Raw genomic sequence first — 21,148 nt, forward strand, 5'->3', positions numbered from 1 at the left:
CGTTAACACCTATGCAGCGCTCAACCATCATTAAAGGTGCATCAGAACTGGAACTGGTAAACTCCGGACTGGAAGATACCATGATCCGCTCATACCACGAGATCAGGGAGATCTATAAAAACAATCCTAAGATTGATACCCTGCGCAGCGCAGCTATGGTAGGTGCTATCAACAAAATAGCGGTATCGTACCAGAATTTGGGTATCTGGCCGTAAGTAAAAATAAAAACCTGTCATTGCGAAGAACGAAGCAATCGGGAGGAGTACAATTCTCTCTGTAAAGTTTGCTATTGCCACGCTATCGCTCGCAATGACAAAAGTTTATAAAACAGGGTTGGGTTCATTAAACCCAACCCTGTTTTTTTTATTATGTAAATAAAAAGACTGTCATTTGTATCCCTTATTTTAAAAATGAATCGGTTAATAGAGCAAAAAAATAAAAATCGCCAGGAACGGAAAAAGCAACAAGCCAGGAGACCCTGGTTAATATTGATTCAAATAAGTTTGTGGGTATTAGGAATAATTTCTTTCTTTTATGTGCTCTGCGAATTGAATAATATCTTGATAAGTAACAAGATACCTTTATTACTGGGTGGGCTTTTCGGTTTAGCAGTGGCTGTTTTTATTATAAAGGATCGGGATTTGTATGTGGTGGCAGTTCTTTGTTTTGGTAGTTTATTTATAGCAGTTCCTTTGTTGATCAATGACGTTTTTGCCGATGCTAAAGTTGAGGAAATGAAACAAATGATTAATGTCAAAAATCATTCTCATCGTAAATCGGGCCCATCTGTTGAGATTAGGTACAACGACCTGGAGAAGAAAATTGATATTAACGAGAATGAAGAATTACAAATGGACAGCGCCTCCTACATCGTTTTAAAGGTCAATAAAGGACTTTTGGGCTATTATATTATAAGAGACAAAAAACTGGTTAGGGAATAGTTAAAATTTCCCCCACCATTGCAAACGTCTCTTTTGTGGTAATTTAATTGTTTGCCCGTTTTTTGCTCTTTAACGCAAACCCTCCCTTTGATATCAATAAGCTTTTATATATCAAATCAGAGTTCCTGTGGGTAACTGCTGCTTGCAAAGGCTCAGCAGGCTCCTTATCCTCTTTATACGCCTCAGGTACCCATTGCGGTCTGATCATCTTTTTATCGTTCATCACAAATAAATATACAAAAAAGTTCTTCATCTTTTGTCCCAAAGTCCAACGTCCAATAGTCTCCAAATCCACTAATCAAGAATAATTCTAAATAACACTTATGGCTTGCGATAAACTTTATTAGCCGTATGTTTTGTATTTTTGCTTTCTGATTTATAAATATATAAACCGCAGATGAAAAAAAGTGCAATTTTTGGTCTTGTTGTTATAGCGGTAGCTATAGCGGTTATCATTAGTGTTTACTCCAACTCAAGTACTTACGGCTCTTTTGATGATGCCCTGAAAACTAAAAGCGAACTTCATATTGTTGGTCATTTAAACAAATCAAAAGAGTTGTTTTATGATGCCACCAAGGATGCCAACTATTTTTCATTTTACATGAAAGATAATAATGGCGAGGAACGCAAAGTTGTTTTTACCGGTACCAAACCTGAAGATTTTGAGCGTTCTGAGCAATTGGTACTTACTGGTACTATGGTTGGCAATGAGTTTCATGCCAAAAAAATACTCATGAAATGTCCGTCGAAATACACGCAGGATAAGTTAGAAGTTACAGAAGCTACGGCCAAACAAGCCAGCATATAATCATTTTGATGGATACAGTTTTTAAAGGTGAACACCTTTTGCCCGGGCAAATTGGCCAGTTTTTTATCGTACTTTCATTTGGAGCCGCCCTATTATCATTCCTGAGTTATTACTTTGCAACCAAAGATGATGCTGGTAAAGCTGATAGCAGCTGGCAGCTTTGGGGGCGTATCGGGTTTTTCATCAGCTCAATATCTATACTGGGTATGGGCGTGTGCCTGTTTTATGTAATATACAATCACTACTTTGAATATCATTATGCCTGGGCTTATACCTCACGTTCGTTACCGGTTTATTATATAGTTTCCGGTTTTTGGAACGGACAGGAGGGAGGCTTCCTGCTGTGGAGTTTCTGGCAGGCGGTTTTAGGTAATATACTCATCTGGCGTGCAAAATCATGGGAGCGCCCGGTAATGACCTTTGTGACCTTATCGCAGGTAGCGTTAGGAACAATGGTTTTAGGCGTGGAGATATTTGGCGTTAGGATAGGCAGTTCGCCGTTCTTACTGTTAAGGAACGCGCTGGAGGGCCCTATCTTTTCAAACCCAGATTACCTGTCGTTCATAAAAGACGGTCAGGGTATGAACCCATCCCTGCAAAACTACTGGATGATCATTCACCCGCCAACCTTGTTTTTGGGCTTTGCATCAATGGTGGTACCATTTGCTTACGCGATGGCTGGCCTTTGGCAAAAAAAATATAAAGAGTGGGTTCCACAGGCTATTCCGTACGCCCTGTTTGCTTGTATGATATTGGGTACCGGTGTTATCATGGGCTCGTTCTGGGCCTATGAGTCGCTTAACTTTGATGGTTTCTGGGCCTGGGATCCGGTAGAGAACGCCTCCATCTTCCCGTGGATCACGATGGTGGCTGCGGTACACGTACTTGTTGTTTATAAAAATACAGGTCACTCTTATTTTACCGCTACCTTCTTGGTGCTCGTAAGCTTTGTACTGGTTTGGTATTCATCTTTCTTATCGCGCAGCGGTATCCTGGGTGACACTTCTGTACACTCCTTTACAGATAACGGTATGTTCTGGCAACTGGTAATAAGCGTGCTGCTGTTCTTGGTACTGTCTGTAGTGCCGTTAGTAGCCCGCTGGAAAGAACTACCAATAACCAAAAAAGACGAAGAAACTTACTCACGCGAGTTCTGGATGTTTGTTGGCGCCGTATTTTTAGGCTTATCATGTTTTCACCTGGTGGTGGTAACCTCGGTGCCGGTTTGGAACGCCATGTTTAAAACCAAGATAGCGCCGCCATCAAATATTATTAAACATTATAACGTAATACAATCGTCGTTTGCTTTTATAATAACGATACTTACTGGCGTAGCCCAGTTTTTAAAATACAAAAAAACAGATGTTACCCGCTTTTTTATTACCACAGGTATCTACCTGCTTTTTGCTGCTTTAGTTACCGCGCTGGTAGTTTATGCTACAGGTATTTATAAGCTCAATTTTATATTTGTGCTGGTGATGTGGGGATCGGTATACTCAGTTATCGCTAACGGTAAAATACTGGCCGACGCGTTTAAAGGTCAGGTGAAACTGGCTGGATCGGCGGTAGCACATATTGGTTTTGGTTTGCTGTTGGTAGGCGCGCTGATAGCGGCCGGTACTACTAATGTTATCTCGATCAACAACACCGGCGAAGGTTTTTCGCCTGAGTTTGCTAAGGAGCAAAATCCGCGTGAAAACATATTGGTTTATCAGAACCAGTCGGTAAAAATGGGTGACTATCTGGTAACCTACACCGGAGATTCCATATCTACCCCAAACATTTATTTCAAAGTAGATTACAAAAAGCTTGATGCCGCTGGAAAGGTAGAGAACGAGTTTGTATTAAAGCCTAAAGCGCTCATCAACCGCGGACAAATGTCGGCCTCGCCGGATACCAAGCATTATCTGCTGCATGATATGTATACACACATCACCATGTTTTACCCGGTGCCACCTGCTTTGGGCGGACCTAATGGTGGTGCAGAATCTGCTCATGATGAGGCCGATGATGATAAAAACTATGATGCTCCCGTAAGTCATGAGGTTGCCCCTGGCGATACCATTAAATACCGCGATGGTTATATTTTACTGAAAAGTCTGAATAAAGAAGCCAAAGTGCAGAATATCCCGCTTACCGATAGCGATGTAGCCATCGGCGCCAAGCTCGAAGTTGTAACGCATGGTAAAACATATGAAGCCACCCCGGTTTACATGATCAAGAACGGCAACGTATTTGATTTTGCCCGCAAGGTTGAAGATGCCGGCTTAAAATTGCGTTTCAGCAAGGTGATACCTGAAAATAAAAAGGTGGAGATCATTGTTTACCAGCAACCTGAAAGCAAAAAGAAATTTATTGTAATGAAGGCCATCCAGTTCCCTTACATCAACTTCTTCTGGTCGGGAACCATTATCATGGTGATCGGTTTCTTCCTGTCAATCAGGCGCCGGAAAAAAGAGGTGAAGGTGGTATAAGAGAATAACTTCAGATTATTCCTGTTTTTACGAATATATAAGACTTACGAAGTTTTTAAAACTTCGTAAGTCTTCCCGTTTCTCGCAATGATGTGTTTAAGATATTCCATATCATAAAACACTATTCCTGTTTTACGCTCTACATCAATTAAATTTTTTCTCTTTATCATTGTAGCTGCAAATACCAGAATACATGCGCATAACTATTATAGGATCGGGAAATGTGGCTACTCATATGGCTGCCGCGTTTAAAAATGCAGGTCATCGCATTATTCAGGTTTATAGTCGTCAAATTCAACATGCTGCTATGCTGGCCTATCATGTAGGGGCAGAGGCTACAGACGATTTAGAAGCCATTTTCCCCGATACCGATATATTTATTATTTCGATTAAGGATGATGCCATTGCCGGCATGGTTGAGGCTTTAATCAAACATCAAAAACTTATTGTGCATACCTCCGGTGCTACAGGACTAAGTACTGTGCGCGCTTTTACAGATTATGCCGGGGTTTTATATCCGCTGCAAACCTTTAGCAAAAGCAAAGAGGTTGACTTTTTTACCGTTCCATTGTGTATTGAAGGTGCTGATGAAAGCATCACTAAGCTGTTAAAAGAGCTGGCAGCCACTATTAGTAATAATGTGTATGTCGTAAGCTCGGCCGATCGTAAAATATTGCACCTGGCAGCTGTATTTGCCTGTAATTTCCCAAATTATTTATACGGTATAGCCCAGCAGTTGCTGGCTGATCATGGTATGGATTTTAACATGCTCAGGCCGCTGATCATGGAAACAGCGCAAAAGGTACAGACGCAGTTACCGGCATTAGTACAAACGGGCCCGGCAGTGCGTAACGACCGTGTTACGATGGATGCGCACCTGCAATTGCTTAGCAATCAGCCGCAATTACAGGAGATATATACCTTGTTAAGTCAAGCTATTATCAAAAACAATAATGAACCGCACAGGGACAAGTAATTTTGTTACTTTTGCCTAAATGAACATTTTTAAAGTAAAGATAAATTTTGAGGAAAAAGGGCACGAAAGTATTGAACTGCCTATAGCCGAAGGTGAATCTGTATTGGATGTGTGCCTGGAAAATGGTATCGAATTGCAGCATAACTGCGGCGGTGTTTGCGGATGCAGTACCTGCCATGTTTATGTAAACAAGGGGATGGATAACATTCAGGAGATAGCCGATAAAGAGGAAGATTTTATTGACAGGGCTGTAAACCCACGCATCAATTCAAGACTTGGCTGCCAGTGTGTAATTATCAATGGTGATATCGAGGTAACATTACCTGACCAGTCGCAATTTTTGGGACACTAATGAGGGTTTTACGTTTAACGTGATACGTTCTACGTGAAAAACAACAACTAAAAATAAAAACGTACTACGTAAAACTTATTACGTACAACATACCAATATGACAGACAATAAATTTGCCTTACCGATTCACTGGAACGACTACGAAGATATTGCTATTGAACTTTATGAAAAGTTTGGCGACGATTTTGACGAATCGAAAATATACCGTATCCGCTTTACCGAATTGTTGGAGTGGGTATTAAGCCTGCCAAATTTTGCCGGTACCAAGGCAGAGTCAAACGAAGGTCATCTGGAGCAGATCCAATCGGCCTGGGTTTATGAATGGCGCGATAATCAATAATTGGCAGTTAGCTGTTTTCAGTAGTCGGTTTATATTTAAGCTGACTAATTCTAATCATTCACTAACTCACTAATTAAATTAGCTCAGTGGAATCATTTCTACATAAATTAAAAGATATTACCACACTTATTTTTGATGTGGACGGCGTGCTGACCGATGGTTCTGTTTTTGTGACGGATAAAGGAGAGCAAAGCCGGGCCTTTAACATTAAAGACGGCTATGCTCTGCAGTTGGCCGTAAAGTGTGGTTATAATGTTTGCGCTATATCTGGCAGCCGCTCAAAAAGTGCCATGTACCGCCTAAACAGCCTGGGTATACAGGATGTTTATATGGGTACTCACACCAAATCGCAGCGTTTCAAATTATATCTGGAAGAAAAAGCCATTATTGCCACTAATGTACTATACATGGGCGATGATATTCCCGATCTGGAAGTAATGAAACTTGCTGGTCTGCCCGTTTGCCCAGCCGACGCGGTTGAGGAAATAAAAGCCGTAAGCGCCTATGTATCGCCTTATGGTGGTGGCAAAGGCTGCGCCCGCGATATCATTGAAAAAGTACTTAAAGTACAAGATAAATGGATGAGCAAACAGGCCTATAGTTGGTAGGTCAAGGGTATAAGTCAAAATTCAAAAGTTAAAATTCAAAATCTTATCTTTTGTCCCTAAGTCCATCGTCTAATAGTCCCCAAGTCATAAAAAATATGCATAACAACATCCCCAAGATCATTCTGGCATCAAAATCACCGAGGAGACAAGAGCTGCTCAGGCTTATGGATATGGAGTTTGAAGTTGTTTTAAAAGATGTGGACGAATCATATCCCGAAGGTTTATCCCCGCAGGAGGTTGCTGTATACATAGCCCGCAAAAAGGCCGAAGCCTTTGATCAAACTGTAGGAGATGATGTTGTGGTACTAACAGCTGATACCATTGTTTGCATAGATGGGCTGATATTGGGTAAACCGGAAAGCCCGGAGCATGCGGTCGAAATGCTGAAAATGTTATCTGGCAAGGTACACCAGGTTATTACCGGGGTTTGTCTGCTGAATAAACAGTATTATAATAACTTTTTTGATGTATCGGAAGTGTTTTTCCGTAACCTCACTGATCATGAGATCAGGAGTTATGTAGAAGAGTATAATCCGCTTGATAAAGCTGGTTCATATGGCATCCAGGAACGCATCGGATTAATAGGTATTCAACGTATAAACGGCTCTTATACCAACGTGGTAGGTCTGCCTACCGAAAAGTTATATGCCCAGCTCATTAATTTGAATAAATAATTATTTAAATTAAACCTTTCTTTATTATATAGTCTAATATAATAAATTATAAAGGGAGTTAATTGATCATGAAAAGAGCTATCTATACGGGGCTGGCAATATTGCTGGTTTCAGCCCTGTCTGCTTGCAGCAGCTACAATTATTACACAGCAGCCCGAAACAAAACCGATCTTTCCTCTTACCGCACATTTGCCTGGTTAGCACCCGAAGCGAGCAACAGAGCCGGTGGCGTCGTGAAAAAAGAAGTTGCCGACGAGCGCGTGAAAGAAGCGGCCATTGCGGCCCTACAAACCAAAGGTTTACGCTTACAGGAAAACAATCCCGATTTACTGGTGAGTTATTCTACCGTAACAGGTCGTGGTATGAAAACTGAATTTTACCCCTCTTACTATGGCGGCTTCGGTTGGGGTGGCTGGGGAGGCTGGGGCTGGGGTTGGGGCTATGGATATCGCCCATTTTATGGCGGCTTCTACGGTGGTTGGGGCGGCTGGGGTGGTTGGGGTTACCCATACGGCGGCGGTTATGCCCGTGTACCGTACAAGGAAGGTACGCTAATCATTGATATCATTGACAACAACACCCGCAGACTGGTGTGGAGAGGCTTCGGAGTAGGTGAACTACACAACCCAAAAAGAACACTTGACGAACTACCAAAAGTGGTTGATGGTGTGTTAAAACAACTTCAAATAAATCAACTAAGTCAATTACAGATCAAAAGAGGATAAGCTTTAATCTCCCTGCAAAGAAAAAAGATATCTCACAGATCCCTTCAACGCTCGTTAAGCCTGAAGGGATTTTTGTTTTTTACGAAGATGAAAAAAGGTAAAGGCGAGTGCGATTAGAACGAGGATGATTACCCAGGTATCGAGGGGGCAACCATCAGGTCCTCCATCATTACCATCACAAAGCCCACCGCCATCGGTAGGCACGCCCTGAGCAAAACAATCACTGACAATGAGTGAAAGACAAAATCCCAATAAAAAGTTATATTTGTTACTTACAAGTTTCATTTAAGTTATTGTTTAAAAAATTTAGCACTACCTATCTTTATCCCTGTAGCTTCGTCAATGGCTTCAACGATATAAAGTCCTTTAATTAAATTATCAACATTTTGTTGGATAGAATCAATATTGCTGGCGTTTATTGTTTTTACAAGTCCTCCTGATGCACTCACAATATTAACTTTTACGTTATTACTATAAGTTTTACCTAAATTAATATTAATACTTTGTGAAGTAGTACTGGGATAAACAATGAATTTTATAGCGCTTTCATTCAAATAGTTAAAAGCTAAATTGTTTGAAATGTTTATATCTCCTGTAACTAATTTTTGTACTAAACGATAAATGATATGCCCTTTGTCTGGAGCTATATCAACATAGCTATAATTCCCTTCACCGTTTGACTGAAGACTATCTATAGCAGTAAAAGAGGTACCATTGTTTATACTTTTTTCTAAAATAAATGTTGTGAAATTACTTTCGTTGTCAGCTTTCCATGTAAGTTGTATTCCAGAGGTTATTTTTTCTCCATTAAAACCTAATAATTTATATTTATTACCTGGGGTAATGCCAATACTTAAATAAAAGCGATCCGTGGCATAGCTTGCGGGAGTTGCAGAAACATTAAACGTGTATGTTAAATTATGTACGATGTCTAATGAATCGCCTGTAAATTTATCTTTTAAATATATAGTATAGCGCTCGTCAATGTTTTGTTTAATTGGCGATGTTAATTTATAGGTGCCAAATGTGGAAAAAGCTACAAAGAGATTTACCTTTTTTATTTTTTCAAGGCTTGCCGTATAATTTGCGAAACACCCAACAGAGTCTGCAGTTTGCGAGAAAAAGAAATTTCCTTGGCCAGATGATGCCAAATAAGGGGCATCTTCACCTGGAACGAAATTATTTTGAGCATTTTTATTAAAGTATATATCAGTAGTGCTGAAAGTGCTTGAATCCTGCATCATATCTAATCGCAACCAAGGTAAAGTATTAGTATTAGATGCTGCTGAAGTTTCAGCTTCGATATTTGTTGTTTGTTGAGTACTAATATTTCTATTTGAGTTTACCGTCATAGTCTTTACAGCGGCAGGGCCATCTTTTTTAATATTGAAAATTGGAGGTGTGGTATTAGTATAGGTTGTATACGGTACCTTTACGCCTTCATCAAATTTGATAGAGGTATTTGCAGCTGGCGCAACTACAAAAAAACCCTGCCCGGATAACACATATTGGCTACCGCCTGTACCAATGGTAGGTGTTGTTGTATTGGTTGTATTGCACAATACAAACCTTGTAGACGAACTGTTGGTACCCGTTGCCGCATTCTTAATAAGTAAATAATAAAATTTTAAGGATGTATTAAGTGCGCCAACTTTTGCTAAATCAATAACGGATGCATAAGGATTACCCACTAAATTATATCCTTTTTTTGAAGAAGCTGTACTTCGCCATGATAAAATAGTGGGGTAAGTTGTACCCGCTAACGGGTAAGTTGACGCGTCTGTTGAGGTCGTTATTGGTAAATTAATAATATTGGGTGTCATCGGAGAGTTTGTAGCTGTAGTGCCTTTAATAACCCCTCCAAAAAAGGTTAAGGTGGCATCATCGGCAGCTGGGAAGGGTCTTACAAAAGGTGCGCCGGTAGCCGTATTAATCATATCCCTGCTTCCCCTGAAATAAAGTAATATACCGTTACCCATTGGGATAGTTGCACTGGTATTCGTAAAGGCTTTGTACTCGTTTCCGGCAATTTGATTTTTATCAGTTGTTGAGGGGGCGGCTTCATTATACACAAAAACTGAAGGACTATTTCCTGTAGCCGGAGCATTATCAAAACCAGCTGCTGAGCCGTTTGGCCCAGTGACAATAGTGCTTAATTTCGATCCTGCTGCACCCGGCAGTATAATAGGCTTTAAGCTGTAACTATTTGATAGAGAGCTAATAGTAGCGTTTGTTGTATCAGCAACAGGCGATGAAATCAGCATATATCGCCGAGCCCCTCCTTTAATATAGCGCTGTACTTCAATTTTACCGGCAATACTACCAGCCGTAAGGTTGCCTATACTGGCGTCACCGGTTGCGTTTGAGATGAGTGTTAATGCAGATGTATAGGTGGCGGGTGTATTTTCAACAGTAAGGATACCTGAGTTAGTTACATTTAACGTATAAGTTGGATTAACAAAAAAGTTACTGCCCAATTTCATGCGTTTACTGGTTGCGCCTGTAGTCCCTGCCGAAAATGTTACATTGTTAAATTTTGTTCCTGCAGCAGTATTATCAATCAGTGTTTGTGCTGTTGTTCCATCAAATGTAATAAGTGCTGTTGTGTTAGGAGTAAATACACCAGTATTGGTATAATTTTTTGCAATAGTTAAGTCCCCTGTACCCATAGTCATGGTGCCTGCATTGCTCAAACTTCCATTAATATCCGTAGTTCCTTGTCCCCCGTTTACTGTGGTGCCGGAGTTGTTTGTCCAATCTGTACCTATGGTTGTAGTTGTGTTGTTTGCAAAAGAAACTATACCCGTTTTAATCGTTATAGCAGAGTCGGTCTTTAATACTCCTGTGCCTGTGCCGATAGTAGAAGTACCAGTAGCATTAATTGTTAAATTATCGTAGGTAGCGTTAGCAGCGTTAATAGTTCCACCTCCTGTGCCAAAGCCCTGAGTAGATGTAGTATATATTGTTGGATTAGACGCTGTATATACTACAGTTATTTTACCCCCGGATAAAGAAGTGCCATTGAAATTCACAGTAGATAAATTGCTGAGATTTGTTGTTGAAACTGTTAAAGGTAAGTTTCCTATGGCATTTGGATTGCTAAGAGTTAAAGTTACAGTGCTTTTGTTACCTGCTAAATTTTTTGCATCTATAGTAAAATAGCCTGAATTGAGTGCTGTAACACCACCTGTATTTTGAAATAATATTTGTCCAGCTATTGACATATTACCTTGCTGCAATCTAAATCCGCTTCCATTTGCAAGTGTTGAACGAAGATTAACATTAACGTTACCAGTTACATTCAAGTTGCTTACTTCAGAAAATAGGTAATAGTTTCTTGCAGCGGTTCCAGTGCCACCGCCTACGATAATATTACCGCCACAATTAATAGTTCCTGTACCTTTTAAATAATTAGATTGAGTTGCGTTAGTACCTCCACCAGTAAAAACATTTAAAGTAATATTGCCAGTTACAGTTAATGTTGCCCCAGTTACAGTCAATACAATTCCAGTGGGCGTACTTGTCGAGCTATAAACATTTGTTCCTAACGTAATTGAATTCCAAGTTGTATTTGAGGTGACCGTTGGAGCAAAGTTGTATGGGATGTTGCTCGGCAGTACATTTAGTGCACATAGTCCATTATTTACATTTAGAATTGAAGGAAAATATGTTGTGGCTACACCTATTCGGATATCGTCATCAGATCCGGGAACATCAGGGCATTTAGGAAATAAAGCACCGGGTTGTAACAATGACCAATTCCGCGCATCATTAACATCAGAACTAACAGCCCCCAACCAATCATAAGTATCCGCCTTCACGCTACTCCCCAGACAGTAGATCATTAAAAATAGCAAGCCAAATTTTTGTAAATGTGTTTTCATATTTTGGGAAAGCTGGTTATAGGTGAGAGTAAAAATATTATCATAAATGGTATTTACAGATTGCTAATAATTATTGATTCATAGTAGACAAATCATAAATATCAAACCATGAATCAGAAATTATCAATGATTTTTACGTGTTTTTTCGCTTTTTGTTTCAATAACTGGCTGTAGTTGGTGATATATTCACTTTATTTATTTATAATAAAAGCGCACAATATTAGTAAGTTAAGCTTTTTAAATACAGCATATTAGCAAACGTTGATGGGTGTATAACAATGAATAAACTGAATGAAAAACGCATCAAGTTTATCTAAAACGAAGCCGTTTAACTAACCACTTTCCCTTTATCCAGCCTTAATACTTTGTTAACGCTGTTGGGTATTTCGTGTTGGTAGTGAGTAACGTAAATGAGGGTCACGTTGCTGAGGCTGCAGATGGTGTCAACCAGATTTTTGAAATGCAGTTGTTGGTGGTCGTCCATGCCCTGGCAGGGCTCATCAAATATGAGCAGTGATGGGTTTTTGATCAGGGCGCGAGCCAGCAGACATAAGCGCTGAGCACTGGCCGGAATGTTTTTAAGTAAGGTGCGTGCGTAACGATCAATTTCAAGAGCTTTCATCCAGCGCAGGGCAATCTCGGCTCGGTCTTTATTGCTGGGCCTGAAAAGGCCAAGGGTGTCATAATAGCCCGATTCTATTACCTGTAGGCAGCTGTTGTCGGTTGGGAAGTATTGATGTAGTTCTGGTGATACAAAACCAATTTTCTTTTTTATATCCCAGATACTTTCGCCGGTGCCTCGTTTTTTATCAAACAAAACAATGTTGTTGGCATAGGCTTGCGGATTATCGCCGTTGATTAAGCTTAGCAAGGTTGATTTTCCTGCTCCATTAGGGCCAAGCAGGGCCCAGCGTTCACCTGTTTTTATCTGCCAGTTTACATGGTCAAGTATGGTTTTATCACCGTATTTGATATGTACGGAGTCCATATATACAATCTGGTTGTACTTAATTGGGTTCTTATCAATATTTAGCAAGTTGCTGAGTTCGACAGTGTCTATGCTATCATCAACATTGGGTTTAAATAGGGCAGGGGTAAATTCAGCTTTGGGTATGTGATGTATAATTTCACCTTGTTTAAGCACCGCAATGTGGGTAATAATATCCGGTATCTCATGAACAGAGGTAGCTATGATGAGGCTGATACCTGAATCATTAATTTGTTTAATAATACCATTAAACTCTTCGCGGGTTTTAACATCAAGGCCGGTTAGCGGGTTGTCTAACAATAATAACACCGGATTTTTAAGCAGGGCGGCTGCCAGCATAAGTCGTTTGGTTTCGCCATTTGATAATTTAATGAGCTGTTTATCACGCAGGTGATGCAGGTTCAATAGTGCAAGTGCTTTATCAAAGGTCCAATATAAGTTTGGCCGGGGAAGACTTTTAATGGTTTGTAAATAATCGTCGACGGTCAACGCATCCTCAGAATCCGACGAATTATAACGTTGCTGGTAATAAAAATCGGTGGTGTTTGATAGATTACGGAAGTGGTGTCTGGGTTCAACAAGGGCAATCAGCTTATTGTTTATGCCAATGGATTCATTGACATTTGCTGAATAATTGAATTCCTCATGTAAATAATAGTTAACCGAGCCTCCGGTTATGTTAAACCGCCCGGCTATAGTTTGTAACAAGGCACTCTTACCCGATCCGCTTTCGCCTATCAAAGCCCAGTTTTCGCCTTGGTTTATTTTAAATGTAAGATTTTTAAACAAGGTGTTGGTCAAAAATCTTACAGTAGCATTATTTATAGAAAAAAGTGTGTTTGACATATCTTTACTGTAGCTGGTAAAAATAATCATCTGCTACAAAAAAGGTTTACACTTTATGGTAACATTTTAGTAAGGAAAACTAAGCTGTTTTCTTGAAATCTTGTTTTTGGTTTAAACTGGTATTGGGTTTATTAATTTTATTCCAGCCCTCTATGTTTACAAGCTCCCCCTTTACAAAGTTTTTGCAGTCTTTATTGGGACAGGTAACTATCCAGAATTTTTTTTGTTGCTCAACGTGTGGACGACGACCACATTTGCTGCAATTTTCACAATGGATGTTCGGTTGTATTTCTAAAATCATACTGTAAAATATAAGATAGTGTAAAATTTGTAAAAATATATTGATACAATACTACGAAATTTTTTTTAGTATAAGTTAAATTTTATCAGATTCTGCACTATTAGTATGTATTTGTGAATTTTTTAACCTGTAAAATGTAAAATTCATAACAAACTACCCCATTGAACATTTAATATTTTTAAATGTTTTAATGGCTTATGATAAAATCATCAATGAATGAAATGGATATTTAACTAATACGAAATTATTGGGGTTCAAATACGAAAATTAAATTCTTTATTCATATCGAAATACAGCGTATTATATAGTTTGCTTTTCAAATGATGTATAATTTATTCACAACATGTAAATATGTAGTAAACATTATTTATTAAAAGCTAAAACATCACCATGTAGGTGGTGTTCAATAACTATCTACTTAAAAGAGAAATTATTATGAAAAAAGTACATCTGTTATTAATTGCTTTAGCCTGGTTCACGTTTACCATGAGCGGTTGTTCTGTAATTACCGGTATATTTAAGGCAGGGGCTGCCGTAGGCATTATATCGGTTATTGTTGTTATACTCATTATCATCTGGATCATTTCCATGTTTAGGGGGAAATAGGTTTTGTAATTGGGATTGTTTATAAATAAGATAATTTTTAATTTTTAAATTAAACAATTTATTTTTACTGCTGTTGCTTTTATATAAATCATACAACTATGGAAAATACACAAGCAACAGCAGAAGTACTAAACGACCTGGTACAGATCAATAATGATCGGATAGAAGGATATGAGCGGGCTTTGAAAGATTTAAGAGATGATAACACTGATCTTAAATCGTTATTTACTACCCTAATTGGCGATAGCCACCGGTATAAGTTGGAACTGGGAACCGAAATAGGAGCTTTAGGAAAGGATATAGAAACCGGCACAACCACCAGTGGTAAAATACACCGCGCCTGGCTTGATGTTAAAGCCGCCTTTACCTCACACGATGCTCATAATATATTAGAAGAGTGTGAATTTGGGGAGGATGCCATACTAAAGGCCTATAAGGAAGCTTTAGAAGAAGAATATCTTCCCGCTTATCTGCGTGATTTAATTACCAGGCAGCAAAATGAATTGCTTGACGCGCATGATGAAATAAAAGCACTGCGTGATAGCGTTCATTAAGCCAAAAGCCTATAAACAAAGAAGGGCAGCTGTTTACAGCTGCCCTTCTTTGTTTATAGAATGGATCACTTAATTTTTTAAAGATATATTCACCGACTCAACCTTCCAGCTTGTTTTTTCAGACCAATCTCCGCCGGTATAGTGCATGTTGATCACCCAATCAGCTTTTTCCATTTTTCCATCGGCATTTATGGCTTTTACAGTTGATTGTAGTTGGTAACTATTTTGAGCGGTATCAATGGCGGGTTTAAAGTTATGATCTGGAAATACCGCTGTTGAAGGCTGCTTTAAACGTTCCTTCACAAAAACTTTGGCTATGTTAAAAGCTTCCTGAGCAGTAGGTTTGCGGTTAAGGTGTACAGTAGTGTTCTTGCTGATGCCCAAAATTACAATAATAAACACTACTATAAAGGCAATAATAAATAAAGTAGCGGTTTTAATGTGTGGGTGCCGGTGCCAGCCTGCGGCTTTTCTATCCGCTTCATTTAGTGATTTCCAATCAGAATATTTCATATACGATATAACTTATACATTAAGCGATATCCATACAAATTGTTTGGGGAAACAACAGGATTAGGGGCAAAAAAAAACGTACCGGCAAAGCCGGTACGTTTTTTTATTACTGATAATAGTCAGATTACTTTTTAGTAGTGTCAGCTTTAGCTGAATCAGTTTTAGCTGAATCAACAGCAGCACCCATTTTAGAAGCAGTATCCATTTTAGCTGAGTCCATTTTAGCTGAATCCATTTTAGCTGAATCTGCGTTAGAAGCAGAAGAGTTACCTTTACAAGCTGCAAATGAAGTAGCCATAGCTAAGGCTAAAAAGCCAAGTTTGAATGAATTTTTCATGTTTAATTTTTAAAAGTGATTTAATAGTTTTTATGTTAATACCATAAACGAGAAAAGGTAACCCATAAATATTAAAATATATTTACGGGTTACCCTTTATAAATTAACGAATAACTAAAAAATCAATAAAAGGACATCAAAGTTTATACTTTTAATAACCTTTTACTATGCGTAGCAATTATTTTTTAGTTGTATCAGCTTTAGCTGAATCAACAGCAGCAGCGCCAGTTTTTGCAGTAGAATCAACTTTAGTAGCAGAATCAACTTTAGCTGAATCAACTTTTGCAGAATCAACTTTAGCTGAATCAGCAGCACCAGATTTTGCAGCACCACCGCAAGCAGAGAAAGAAACAGCAATAACTAAAGCTAATAAACCGGTTTTGAATGAATTTTTCATTTTGTAAGTTTTAAAATTTTTATTGTTTGTGATCGTTTTTCATGTCTTAATACAGCATACTTAAAAAGGTAACCCATGAAAATAATATTTTTTTAAAATTTCTATAGGCGTTGTAGTCTTTATAGCTGTAAGGAATGTTTTTTGAACCCGGCTTTTTGTTGCAGATTTGCGGCCGCGATAAAACAAGGGGTAACCTTGTTGGTTTGCTGTATACAAATGACATATTAATAATTATGATGTATAATTGTTGCATTGTATTACTTGGAGGTCAAAAAATGAATAATTTACTACCGGTAAATTATTTTTAATTAAATGGGTTACAATTTCGCATAAATAGTATTAAGAGTGAATAAAGAGTTAAAAGCTTCGGCGCCAACAGATAGCGAGATAGTTCTTGGTATACTTAACAATTCAGAAATTGTATTAAAAAAATTATATACCACTTATTTCCCGATGGTGTTACAGTTAATTATTAACAACAACGGGAATGAGGATGATGCCAAGGATATTTATCAGGAAGCCATCATAGTTCTTTATAATAAGGTTAAATCGGGCCAATTTGAATTAAGCAGCAAGCTTAAAACTTATATTTATTCGGTTTGCCGCAGGCTATGGCTCAAAAGGCTTAGCCAGCTGAACAGGTATGGAGGTGATATCAGGGATTTTGAGGAGTACCTGCCTGTTGATGACGAGATTGACAACCATAGTGAAAGGGATATACAATTTGATAAAATGGAAAACGCGCTCCAGTTATTAGGCGAGCCCTGTAAAACCATTATGGAAGATTTTTATATACATAACAGATCAATGCAGGATATCTGTGAGCGTTTTGGCTATACTAATGCGGATAATGCTAAAACACAAAAATATAAATGCCTGCAAAGGCTGAAAAAGCTGTTTTTTCAGCAATAATAAGGAGTGAAAAAGAGATGAGTGATAACCAACTTACAGAATTAATTGAACGTTACCTTAATGACGAAATGAGTCATGATGAGCGTATACAGTTTGAACTGCTCCGCAAAAATGATGCAGCTGTTGATAGCCGGGTCACCGAGCATAAACAGTTTATTGGTTTGCTGAAGCAATATGGCGAACGTTTGGAGCTGCAAAAGCGCCTGGATGCCATCCATAATGAAATTGACGTACATGCCTTAAAAGAAGAAGTAACTATTCATCCTGCCTGGATCGTGCAGCTATGGAGGCATCACCACTCCAAAATATCGGTTGCGGCTTCTATTGCCATATTTGCCATATTGAGCACCTTGTTTTTTACAGGTAAGCTTAATAGCCATGATTCGCGCTTTGTAGAATTGAGGGATGAGGTAAACAGGATCAAAGTTTCAAATGATCAGCTTAAAAAAACGGTTAATACCAGTCTTATAGTAGCTAAGCCAAGCAAGCCAAAGCCATCTAACCCGGGTAATTTCAGGGGGACAGGTTTCGCGCTGTCATCAAACGGGTATATAGTTACCAATTACCATGTAATTAAGGATGCCGATTCGGTATATGTGCAAAATGCTATGGGCGAATCTTTCCATAGCAAGGTGATCTATACCGAGCCTCAAAATGATATTGCCATACTGGAGATCAATGATTCGACCTTTAAAAACTTAGGTGCAGTACCTTACAACTTCAAAAAATCGTCAAGCGACCTTGGTGAGAATGTGTTTACATTCGGCTATCCGGGCGGCGAGGTTGTTTTTGGACAGGGTACGCTGGCCTCAGCAAATGGTTACCAGGGCGATACTACCGAGTACCAGGTTTCTGTACCGGTTAATCCGGGCAATAGCGGTGGTCCGCTGCTTGATGATAAAGGAAATGTGATCGGTATCATTAACGGGAAGCAAACCCAGGTTGCAGGCGCTGCCTTCGCGGTAAAATCAAGCTACCTGTTAAAGGCGATACAGAATATCCCTTCAGACTCATTAAGTAAAGCATTAATATTAAATAGCAAGAACACGCTGGCTGGCCTGAGCCGCCCGCAACAACTCAAAAAACTTAAAAACTATGTTTTCATGGTTAAAGTTTATAATCAATAATTTGCCCAACCAATAAAAATTAATAATTGAAGGAGCTACCGTAATGGTGGCTCTTTTTTTGTGCCCCATTGTAAGGGACAAAGTAGTATCTTAAAATTGACGTAATAAAAAATATGTCATTGCGAGGAGGAACGACGAAGCAATCGCGAATTGTGCAAGTTTCCGCTGTACAGTTCGCGATTGCCACGCTACGCTCGCAATGACAAAAAATCGGATCATTGCTTCATTCTCGCAGTAACAACGCATGGAAAGATGAAGATAATTAATCAGAAACGAAAGCTACCTATCCACCTCTCCCAAAACAAAATCGATAGAACCAACAATAGCTATCAGATCGGCAATGAGTACGCCTTTAGAAATTTCGGGTAGAACAGAAAGATTATTAAAGCTTGGTCCGCGTGATTTTACGCGTGTTGGTATCTCCGATTTACCATCGGCCATAAAGTAAAAGCCAAGCTCCCCTTTGGCACCTTCACAACGTACGTAATAATCCTGAGCTTTGGGGATGGTTTTGCGGGGCATTTTGGCGCGAGGATCAAAGTCGGGTGTGCGTTTCAGTTCTTTTTGCAGGCGGTCAAGGCATTGTTCAACCATTTTTAATGATTGTTCAATTTCATCCACACGCACTTTATATCGATCCCAGCAATCACCTACGGTACCCATAAGTCCTCTGCCAACCGGGATTTCAAAATCAAGCTCAGGGTAGGCCGAATAATTGTCTATACGCCGCAAGTCCCATTTTAGGCCAGATGCACGCAGCATAGGGCCCGAGCAGCCGTAATTGATAGCCACATCAAGCGGTAATACGCCAACATTGGCCGTGCGCGATATAAACACCTGGTTATCGGTAAGCAGCTGGTTAAGCTCCACCATTTTGGGTTTAAAGTATTCCACAAAATCGCGACAACGCTCTTCAAAACCTACCGGCAGATCATAGAACAAACCGCCAACCCAAATATAGTTATACAGCATGCGCGATCCCGAGGCCCACTCCAGCATGCCCATAATATGCTCACGATCTCTAAAACACCATAAAAATGGGGTAAAGGCCCCAATATCAATGCCATAAGTGCCAATAGCAATCAGGTGTGATGCAATGCGGTTTAGCTCGCACATTAGCACACGTATGTATTCTACCCGTTTGGGGATATCCTTATCAATGCCCATCATACGTTCAACACCCATTACAAAAGCATGGCTGTTGTTCATGGATGCCAGGTAATCCAGCCTGTCGGTAAAGGGGATGGTTTGCTGATAGGTTAACGATTCGGCATGTTTTTCAAAACAGCGGTGCAGGTAGCCAATATGGGGGATAACCTCCTTTACAATTTCGCCATCGGTTATCAACTCCAAACGTAAAACACCGTGGGTAGATGGATGCTGCGGCCCCATATTGAGCACCATATCCTCTACGCTGGCCTCAGCAATCTTTTTATTATAGTTATTAAGCGCCTGTTCGTATTTAGAATTTGTGATAACCAATGTTGTATGCTGTTTTTAGTAGATTTCAAAAATCAACATTTTTTTGTTTTATCAGGCCAAATAGATGTAAAAATCTATAAAAATTGTAGTCTTTAGGTTACTCACCCGCCCATTGCTTCGCTTGGGCACCCTCTCTCCGGCTTTGCCGTAAAGAGGGGCTTGGAAAGTTTGTTATTTTCCGGCCCTCTTTCCAGCGAAGCTGAAGAGAGGGCCGACGAGCGAAGCGTTGTTGGGGTGAGTAAAATTCTATTTTCCCCTCAAAGCTTCGCTTATTTTTGAGGTTTGGGTTGCTACTGCGGCGTAGGCATACATGGCCACTGCTTTTAATTTACTGTCGCGGCTTTTAAAGGTCCACACATCCTTCATAAACTCTTTGTGATTTTTGCTGTTCAGGGTATCAAAAGCAACAGAGATGGTTGGCGTTAATGAATATGCTGTGTGCCAGGTGCCAAAAGGAATAAACAAAGTTTCGCCGGGGCCTACTACAAAATTAATGGGAGTGGCGTCTTTAAACAGTGGATACTTTTCATAATCGGGTTCAAAAACATTCAGTTCAGAGCGCCACGGGTCATCGGGACGCGGGTAAAGCATATGCTCCTGTCCGCGTGGGAAAACGGTGAAACGTTTTTGACCGTATAGCTGGGTTATCCAGGCATTAAGGTGATAATAATCAATGTGCATGTACGGGAATTTGCCGCCCGGGCCGCCCACAAACATTTCTGTTGCGCCTCCCCATTTACCCATCCTGAACTTTTTATGTTTAAGCCAGTTGGGCGATGAGTAATTCAGATCAAGCGGATCAAGCAGAGGTAACAGCTCGGGTATGGTAGTCGGGATATCATAAATGATAGGATATGGCGCCGGGGCATCTTCCGTAGCGGCTTCAACCATATCCATTACCTGTTTCATAGTATAAGTGTTGCCACGGCACTCAGTTTTGCGGTCTGGATAGTTTTTCCTGAACCAATCGGGAGTAAAAAGGCCGTTAGCTTTCCAAACTTTGGCGGCATTGGTAAAAACCAGCGGAATACCGGGTTTATAATGCTCCTCCATAAATTCGTCGTAGGTAATGTTGTCTCTTCTAATGATGTCCAAGTTAAAAAATAGGGGTAAGGTGTTTTGGGGTTTATAATCAATAATTGGTTAATAGAGGCTTATATTTAACGTTTTACGCAAAACATCAAAACAAAGGTTGCAATGCACTATGAATTTTAAGTGAGAATTTGCGGTTTCACTAAAAGTAATAATTTTAGCATCATAACAAATGCTTAATGCGCAAATGTGTTGATGCGGTTTGTACAAA

Annotated in this window: 23 protein-coding genes and 1 pseudogene; 14 read left to right on the plus strand and 10 right to left on the minus strand. The window is 39.6% G+C overall.

From position 1 onward, the window contains the following. Together AAGC65_RS03530 and AAGC65_RS03535 are read left to right on the plus strand one after the other, a co-directional pair. A pseudogene (locus AAGC65_RS03530) lies at positions 1–215 on the plus strand (Glu/Leu/Phe/Val dehydrogenase); the annotation flags it as partial. A gap of 195 nt (positions 216–410) precedes the next feature. Next, on the plus strand, positions 411–941 hold the full coding sequence (locus AAGC65_RS03535; RefSeq protein WP_343111027.1) for a hypothetical protein: 531 nt from the start codon (positions 411–413) through the stop codon (positions 939–941). Between the two features lie 43 nt (positions 942–984). On the opposite strand, the gene AAGC65_RS03540 is transcribed toward AAGC65_RS03535, so the two are convergent. Further along, positions 985–1,194, minus strand: a complete 210-nt coding sequence (locus AAGC65_RS03540; protein ID WP_343111028.1) for a hypothetical protein — start codon at positions 1,192–1,194, stop codon at positions 985–987. Between the two features lie 144 nt (positions 1,195–1,338). On the opposite strand from AAGC65_RS03540, the gene AAGC65_RS03545 reads away from it, so the two are divergent. The 8 genes from AAGC65_RS03545 (at position 1,339) to AAGC65_RS03580 (ending at position 7,898) form a co-directional block, all read left to right on the plus strand. After that, entirely contained in the window at positions 1,339–1,749 is a 411-nt protein-coding gene (locus AAGC65_RS03545; RefSeq protein ID WP_343111029.1) for a cytochrome c maturation protein CcmE, read from the plus strand. A gap of 8 nt (positions 1,750–1,757) precedes the next feature. Beyond that, positions 1,758–4,223 (plus strand): cytochrome c biogenesis protein CcsA, encoded by a 2,466-nt coding sequence (gene ccsA / locus AAGC65_RS03550; RefSeq protein WP_343111030.1) that lies wholly within the window; start codon positions 1,758–1,760, stop codon positions 4,221–4,223. A gap of 193 nt (positions 4,224–4,416) precedes the next feature. Beyond that, on the plus strand, positions 4,417–5,199 hold the full coding sequence (locus AAGC65_RS03555) for a DUF2520 domain-containing protein (protein ID WP_343111031.1): 783 nt from the start codon (positions 4,417–4,419) through the stop codon (positions 5,197–5,199). A gap of 19 nt (positions 5,200–5,218) precedes the next feature. After that, complete coding sequence (locus tag AAGC65_RS03560; RefSeq protein ID WP_343111032.1) at positions 5,219–5,551, plus strand: 2Fe-2S iron-sulfur cluster-binding protein; 333 nt, start codon at positions 5,219–5,221, stop codon at positions 5,549–5,551. A gap of 97 nt (positions 5,552–5,648) precedes the next feature. After that, positions 5,649–5,891, plus strand: coding sequence for a Fe-S cluster assembly protein IscX (gene iscX, locus AAGC65_RS03565; protein ID WP_290321592.1), 243 nt, complete (start codon positions 5,649–5,651; stop codon positions 5,889–5,891). A gap of 86 nt (positions 5,892–5,977) precedes the next feature. After that, positions 5,978–6,499, plus strand: coding sequence for an HAD-IIIA family hydrolase (locus AAGC65_RS03570; RefSeq protein ID WP_343111033.1), 522 nt, complete (start codon positions 5,978–5,980; stop codon positions 6,497–6,499). Positions 6,500–6,594: 95 nt separating this feature from the next. Beyond that, positions 6,595–7,173 carry a Maf family nucleotide pyrophosphatase gene (locus AAGC65_RS03575; protein WP_343111034.1) on the plus strand — a complete coding sequence of 193 codons (579 nt, stop codon included), beginning with the start codon at positions 6,595–6,597 and terminating at the stop codon, positions 7,171–7,173. Positions 7,174–7,241: 68 nt separating this feature from the next. Further along, positions 7,242–7,898 (plus strand): DUF4136 domain-containing protein, encoded by a 657-nt coding sequence (locus AAGC65_RS03580; protein ID WP_343111035.1) that lies wholly within the window; start codon positions 7,242–7,244, stop codon positions 7,896–7,898. A 54-nt stretch (positions 7,899–7,952) separates the two neighbouring features. Here AAGC65_RS03580 and AAGC65_RS03585 read toward each other — a convergent pair whose 3' ends face one another. The 4 genes from AAGC65_RS03585 to AAGC65_RS03600 form a co-directional block, all read right to left on the minus strand. Then, positions 7,953–8,183 (minus strand): hypothetical protein, encoded by a 231-nt coding sequence (locus AAGC65_RS03585; RefSeq protein WP_343111036.1) that lies wholly within the window; start codon positions 8,181–8,183, stop codon positions 7,953–7,955. Positions 8,184–8,188: 5 nt separating this feature from the next. Then, positions 8,189–11,782, minus strand: a complete 3,594-nt coding sequence (locus tag AAGC65_RS03590; RefSeq protein WP_343111037.1) for a hypothetical protein — start codon at positions 11,780–11,782, stop codon at positions 8,189–8,191. 328 nt (positions 11,783–12,110) lie between these two features. Beyond that, positions 12,111–13,616, minus strand: a complete 1,506-nt coding sequence (locus AAGC65_RS03595; RefSeq protein ID WP_343111038.1) for an ATP-binding cassette domain-containing protein — start codon at positions 13,614–13,616, stop codon at positions 12,111–12,113. Positions 13,617–13,695: 79 nt separating this feature from the next. Then, a complete protein-coding gene (locus AAGC65_RS03600) occupies positions 13,696–13,917 on the minus strand; it encodes a hypothetical protein (protein ID WP_343111039.1) in 222 nt (73 codons plus the stop codon). 435 nt (positions 13,918–14,352) lie between these two features. Here AAGC65_RS03600 and AAGC65_RS03605 point away from each other — a divergent pair, with 435 nt between their 5' ends. Both AAGC65_RS03605 and AAGC65_RS03610 read left to right on the plus strand, forming a co-directional pair. Then, positions 14,353–14,523, plus strand: a complete 171-nt coding sequence (locus AAGC65_RS03605; protein WP_343111040.1) for a hypothetical protein — start codon at positions 14,353–14,355, stop codon at positions 14,521–14,523. A 98-nt stretch (positions 14,524–14,621) separates the two neighbouring features. Continuing rightward, a complete protein-coding gene (locus AAGC65_RS03610; RefSeq protein ID WP_343111041.1) occupies positions 14,622–15,077 on the plus strand; it encodes a PA2169 family four-helix-bundle protein in 456 nt (151 codons plus the stop codon). A gap of 69 nt (positions 15,078–15,146) precedes the next feature. On the opposite strand, the gene AAGC65_RS03615 is transcribed toward AAGC65_RS03610, so the two are convergent. The 3 genes from AAGC65_RS03615 to AAGC65_RS03625 all read right to left on the minus strand — a co-directional run bounded on the left by AAGC65_RS03615 (position 15,147) and on the right by AAGC65_RS03625 (position 16,324). Further along, positions 15,147–15,590 (minus strand): hypothetical protein, encoded by a 444-nt coding sequence (locus tag AAGC65_RS03615; RefSeq protein WP_343111042.1) that lies wholly within the window; start codon positions 15,588–15,590, stop codon positions 15,147–15,149. A 124-nt stretch (positions 15,591–15,714) separates the two neighbouring features. Continuing rightward, on the minus strand, positions 15,715–15,927 hold the full coding sequence (locus tag AAGC65_RS03620; RefSeq protein WP_343111043.1) for a hypothetical protein: 213 nt from the start codon (positions 15,925–15,927) through the stop codon (positions 15,715–15,717). A gap of 178 nt (positions 15,928–16,105) precedes the next feature. After that, on the minus strand, positions 16,106–16,324 hold the full coding sequence (locus tag AAGC65_RS03625) for a hypothetical protein (protein ID WP_343111044.1): 219 nt from the start codon (positions 16,322–16,324) through the stop codon (positions 16,106–16,108). 345 nt (positions 16,325–16,669) lie between these two features. Here AAGC65_RS03625 and AAGC65_RS03630 point away from each other — a divergent pair, with 345 nt between their 5' ends. Beyond that, complete coding sequence (locus AAGC65_RS03630) at positions 16,670–17,236, plus strand: sigma-70 family RNA polymerase sigma factor (protein WP_343111045.1); 567 nt, start codon at positions 16,670–16,672, stop codon at positions 17,234–17,236. After that, on the plus strand, positions 17,197–18,363 hold the full coding sequence (locus AAGC65_RS03635) for a serine protease (protein ID WP_343111046.1): 1,167 nt from the start codon (positions 17,197–17,199) through the stop codon (positions 18,361–18,363). Before AAGC65_RS03630 ends, AAGC65_RS03635 begins: the two co-directional genes overlap by 40 nt. A gap of 279 nt (positions 18,364–18,642) precedes the next feature. Here AAGC65_RS03635 and AAGC65_RS03640 read toward each other — a convergent pair whose 3' ends face one another. Further along, positions 18,643–19,839 carry an NADH-quinone oxidoreductase subunit D gene (locus AAGC65_RS03640; protein ID WP_343111108.1) on the minus strand — a complete coding sequence of 399 codons (1,197 nt, stop codon included), beginning with the start codon at positions 19,837–19,839 and terminating at the stop codon, positions 18,643–18,645. Between the two features lie 252 nt (positions 19,840–20,091). Next, positions 20,092–20,940, minus strand: coding sequence for a cupin-like domain-containing protein (locus tag AAGC65_RS03645; RefSeq protein ID WP_343111047.1), 849 nt, complete (start codon positions 20,938–20,940; stop codon positions 20,092–20,094). Positions 20,941–21,148: the final 208 nt, after the last annotated feature.

Origin of the sequence: Mucilaginibacter sp., from assembly GCF_039207105.1 — a bacterium.
Classification (GTDB): Bacteria; Bacteroidota; Bacteroidia; order Sphingobacteriales; family Sphingobacteriaceae; genus Mucilaginibacter.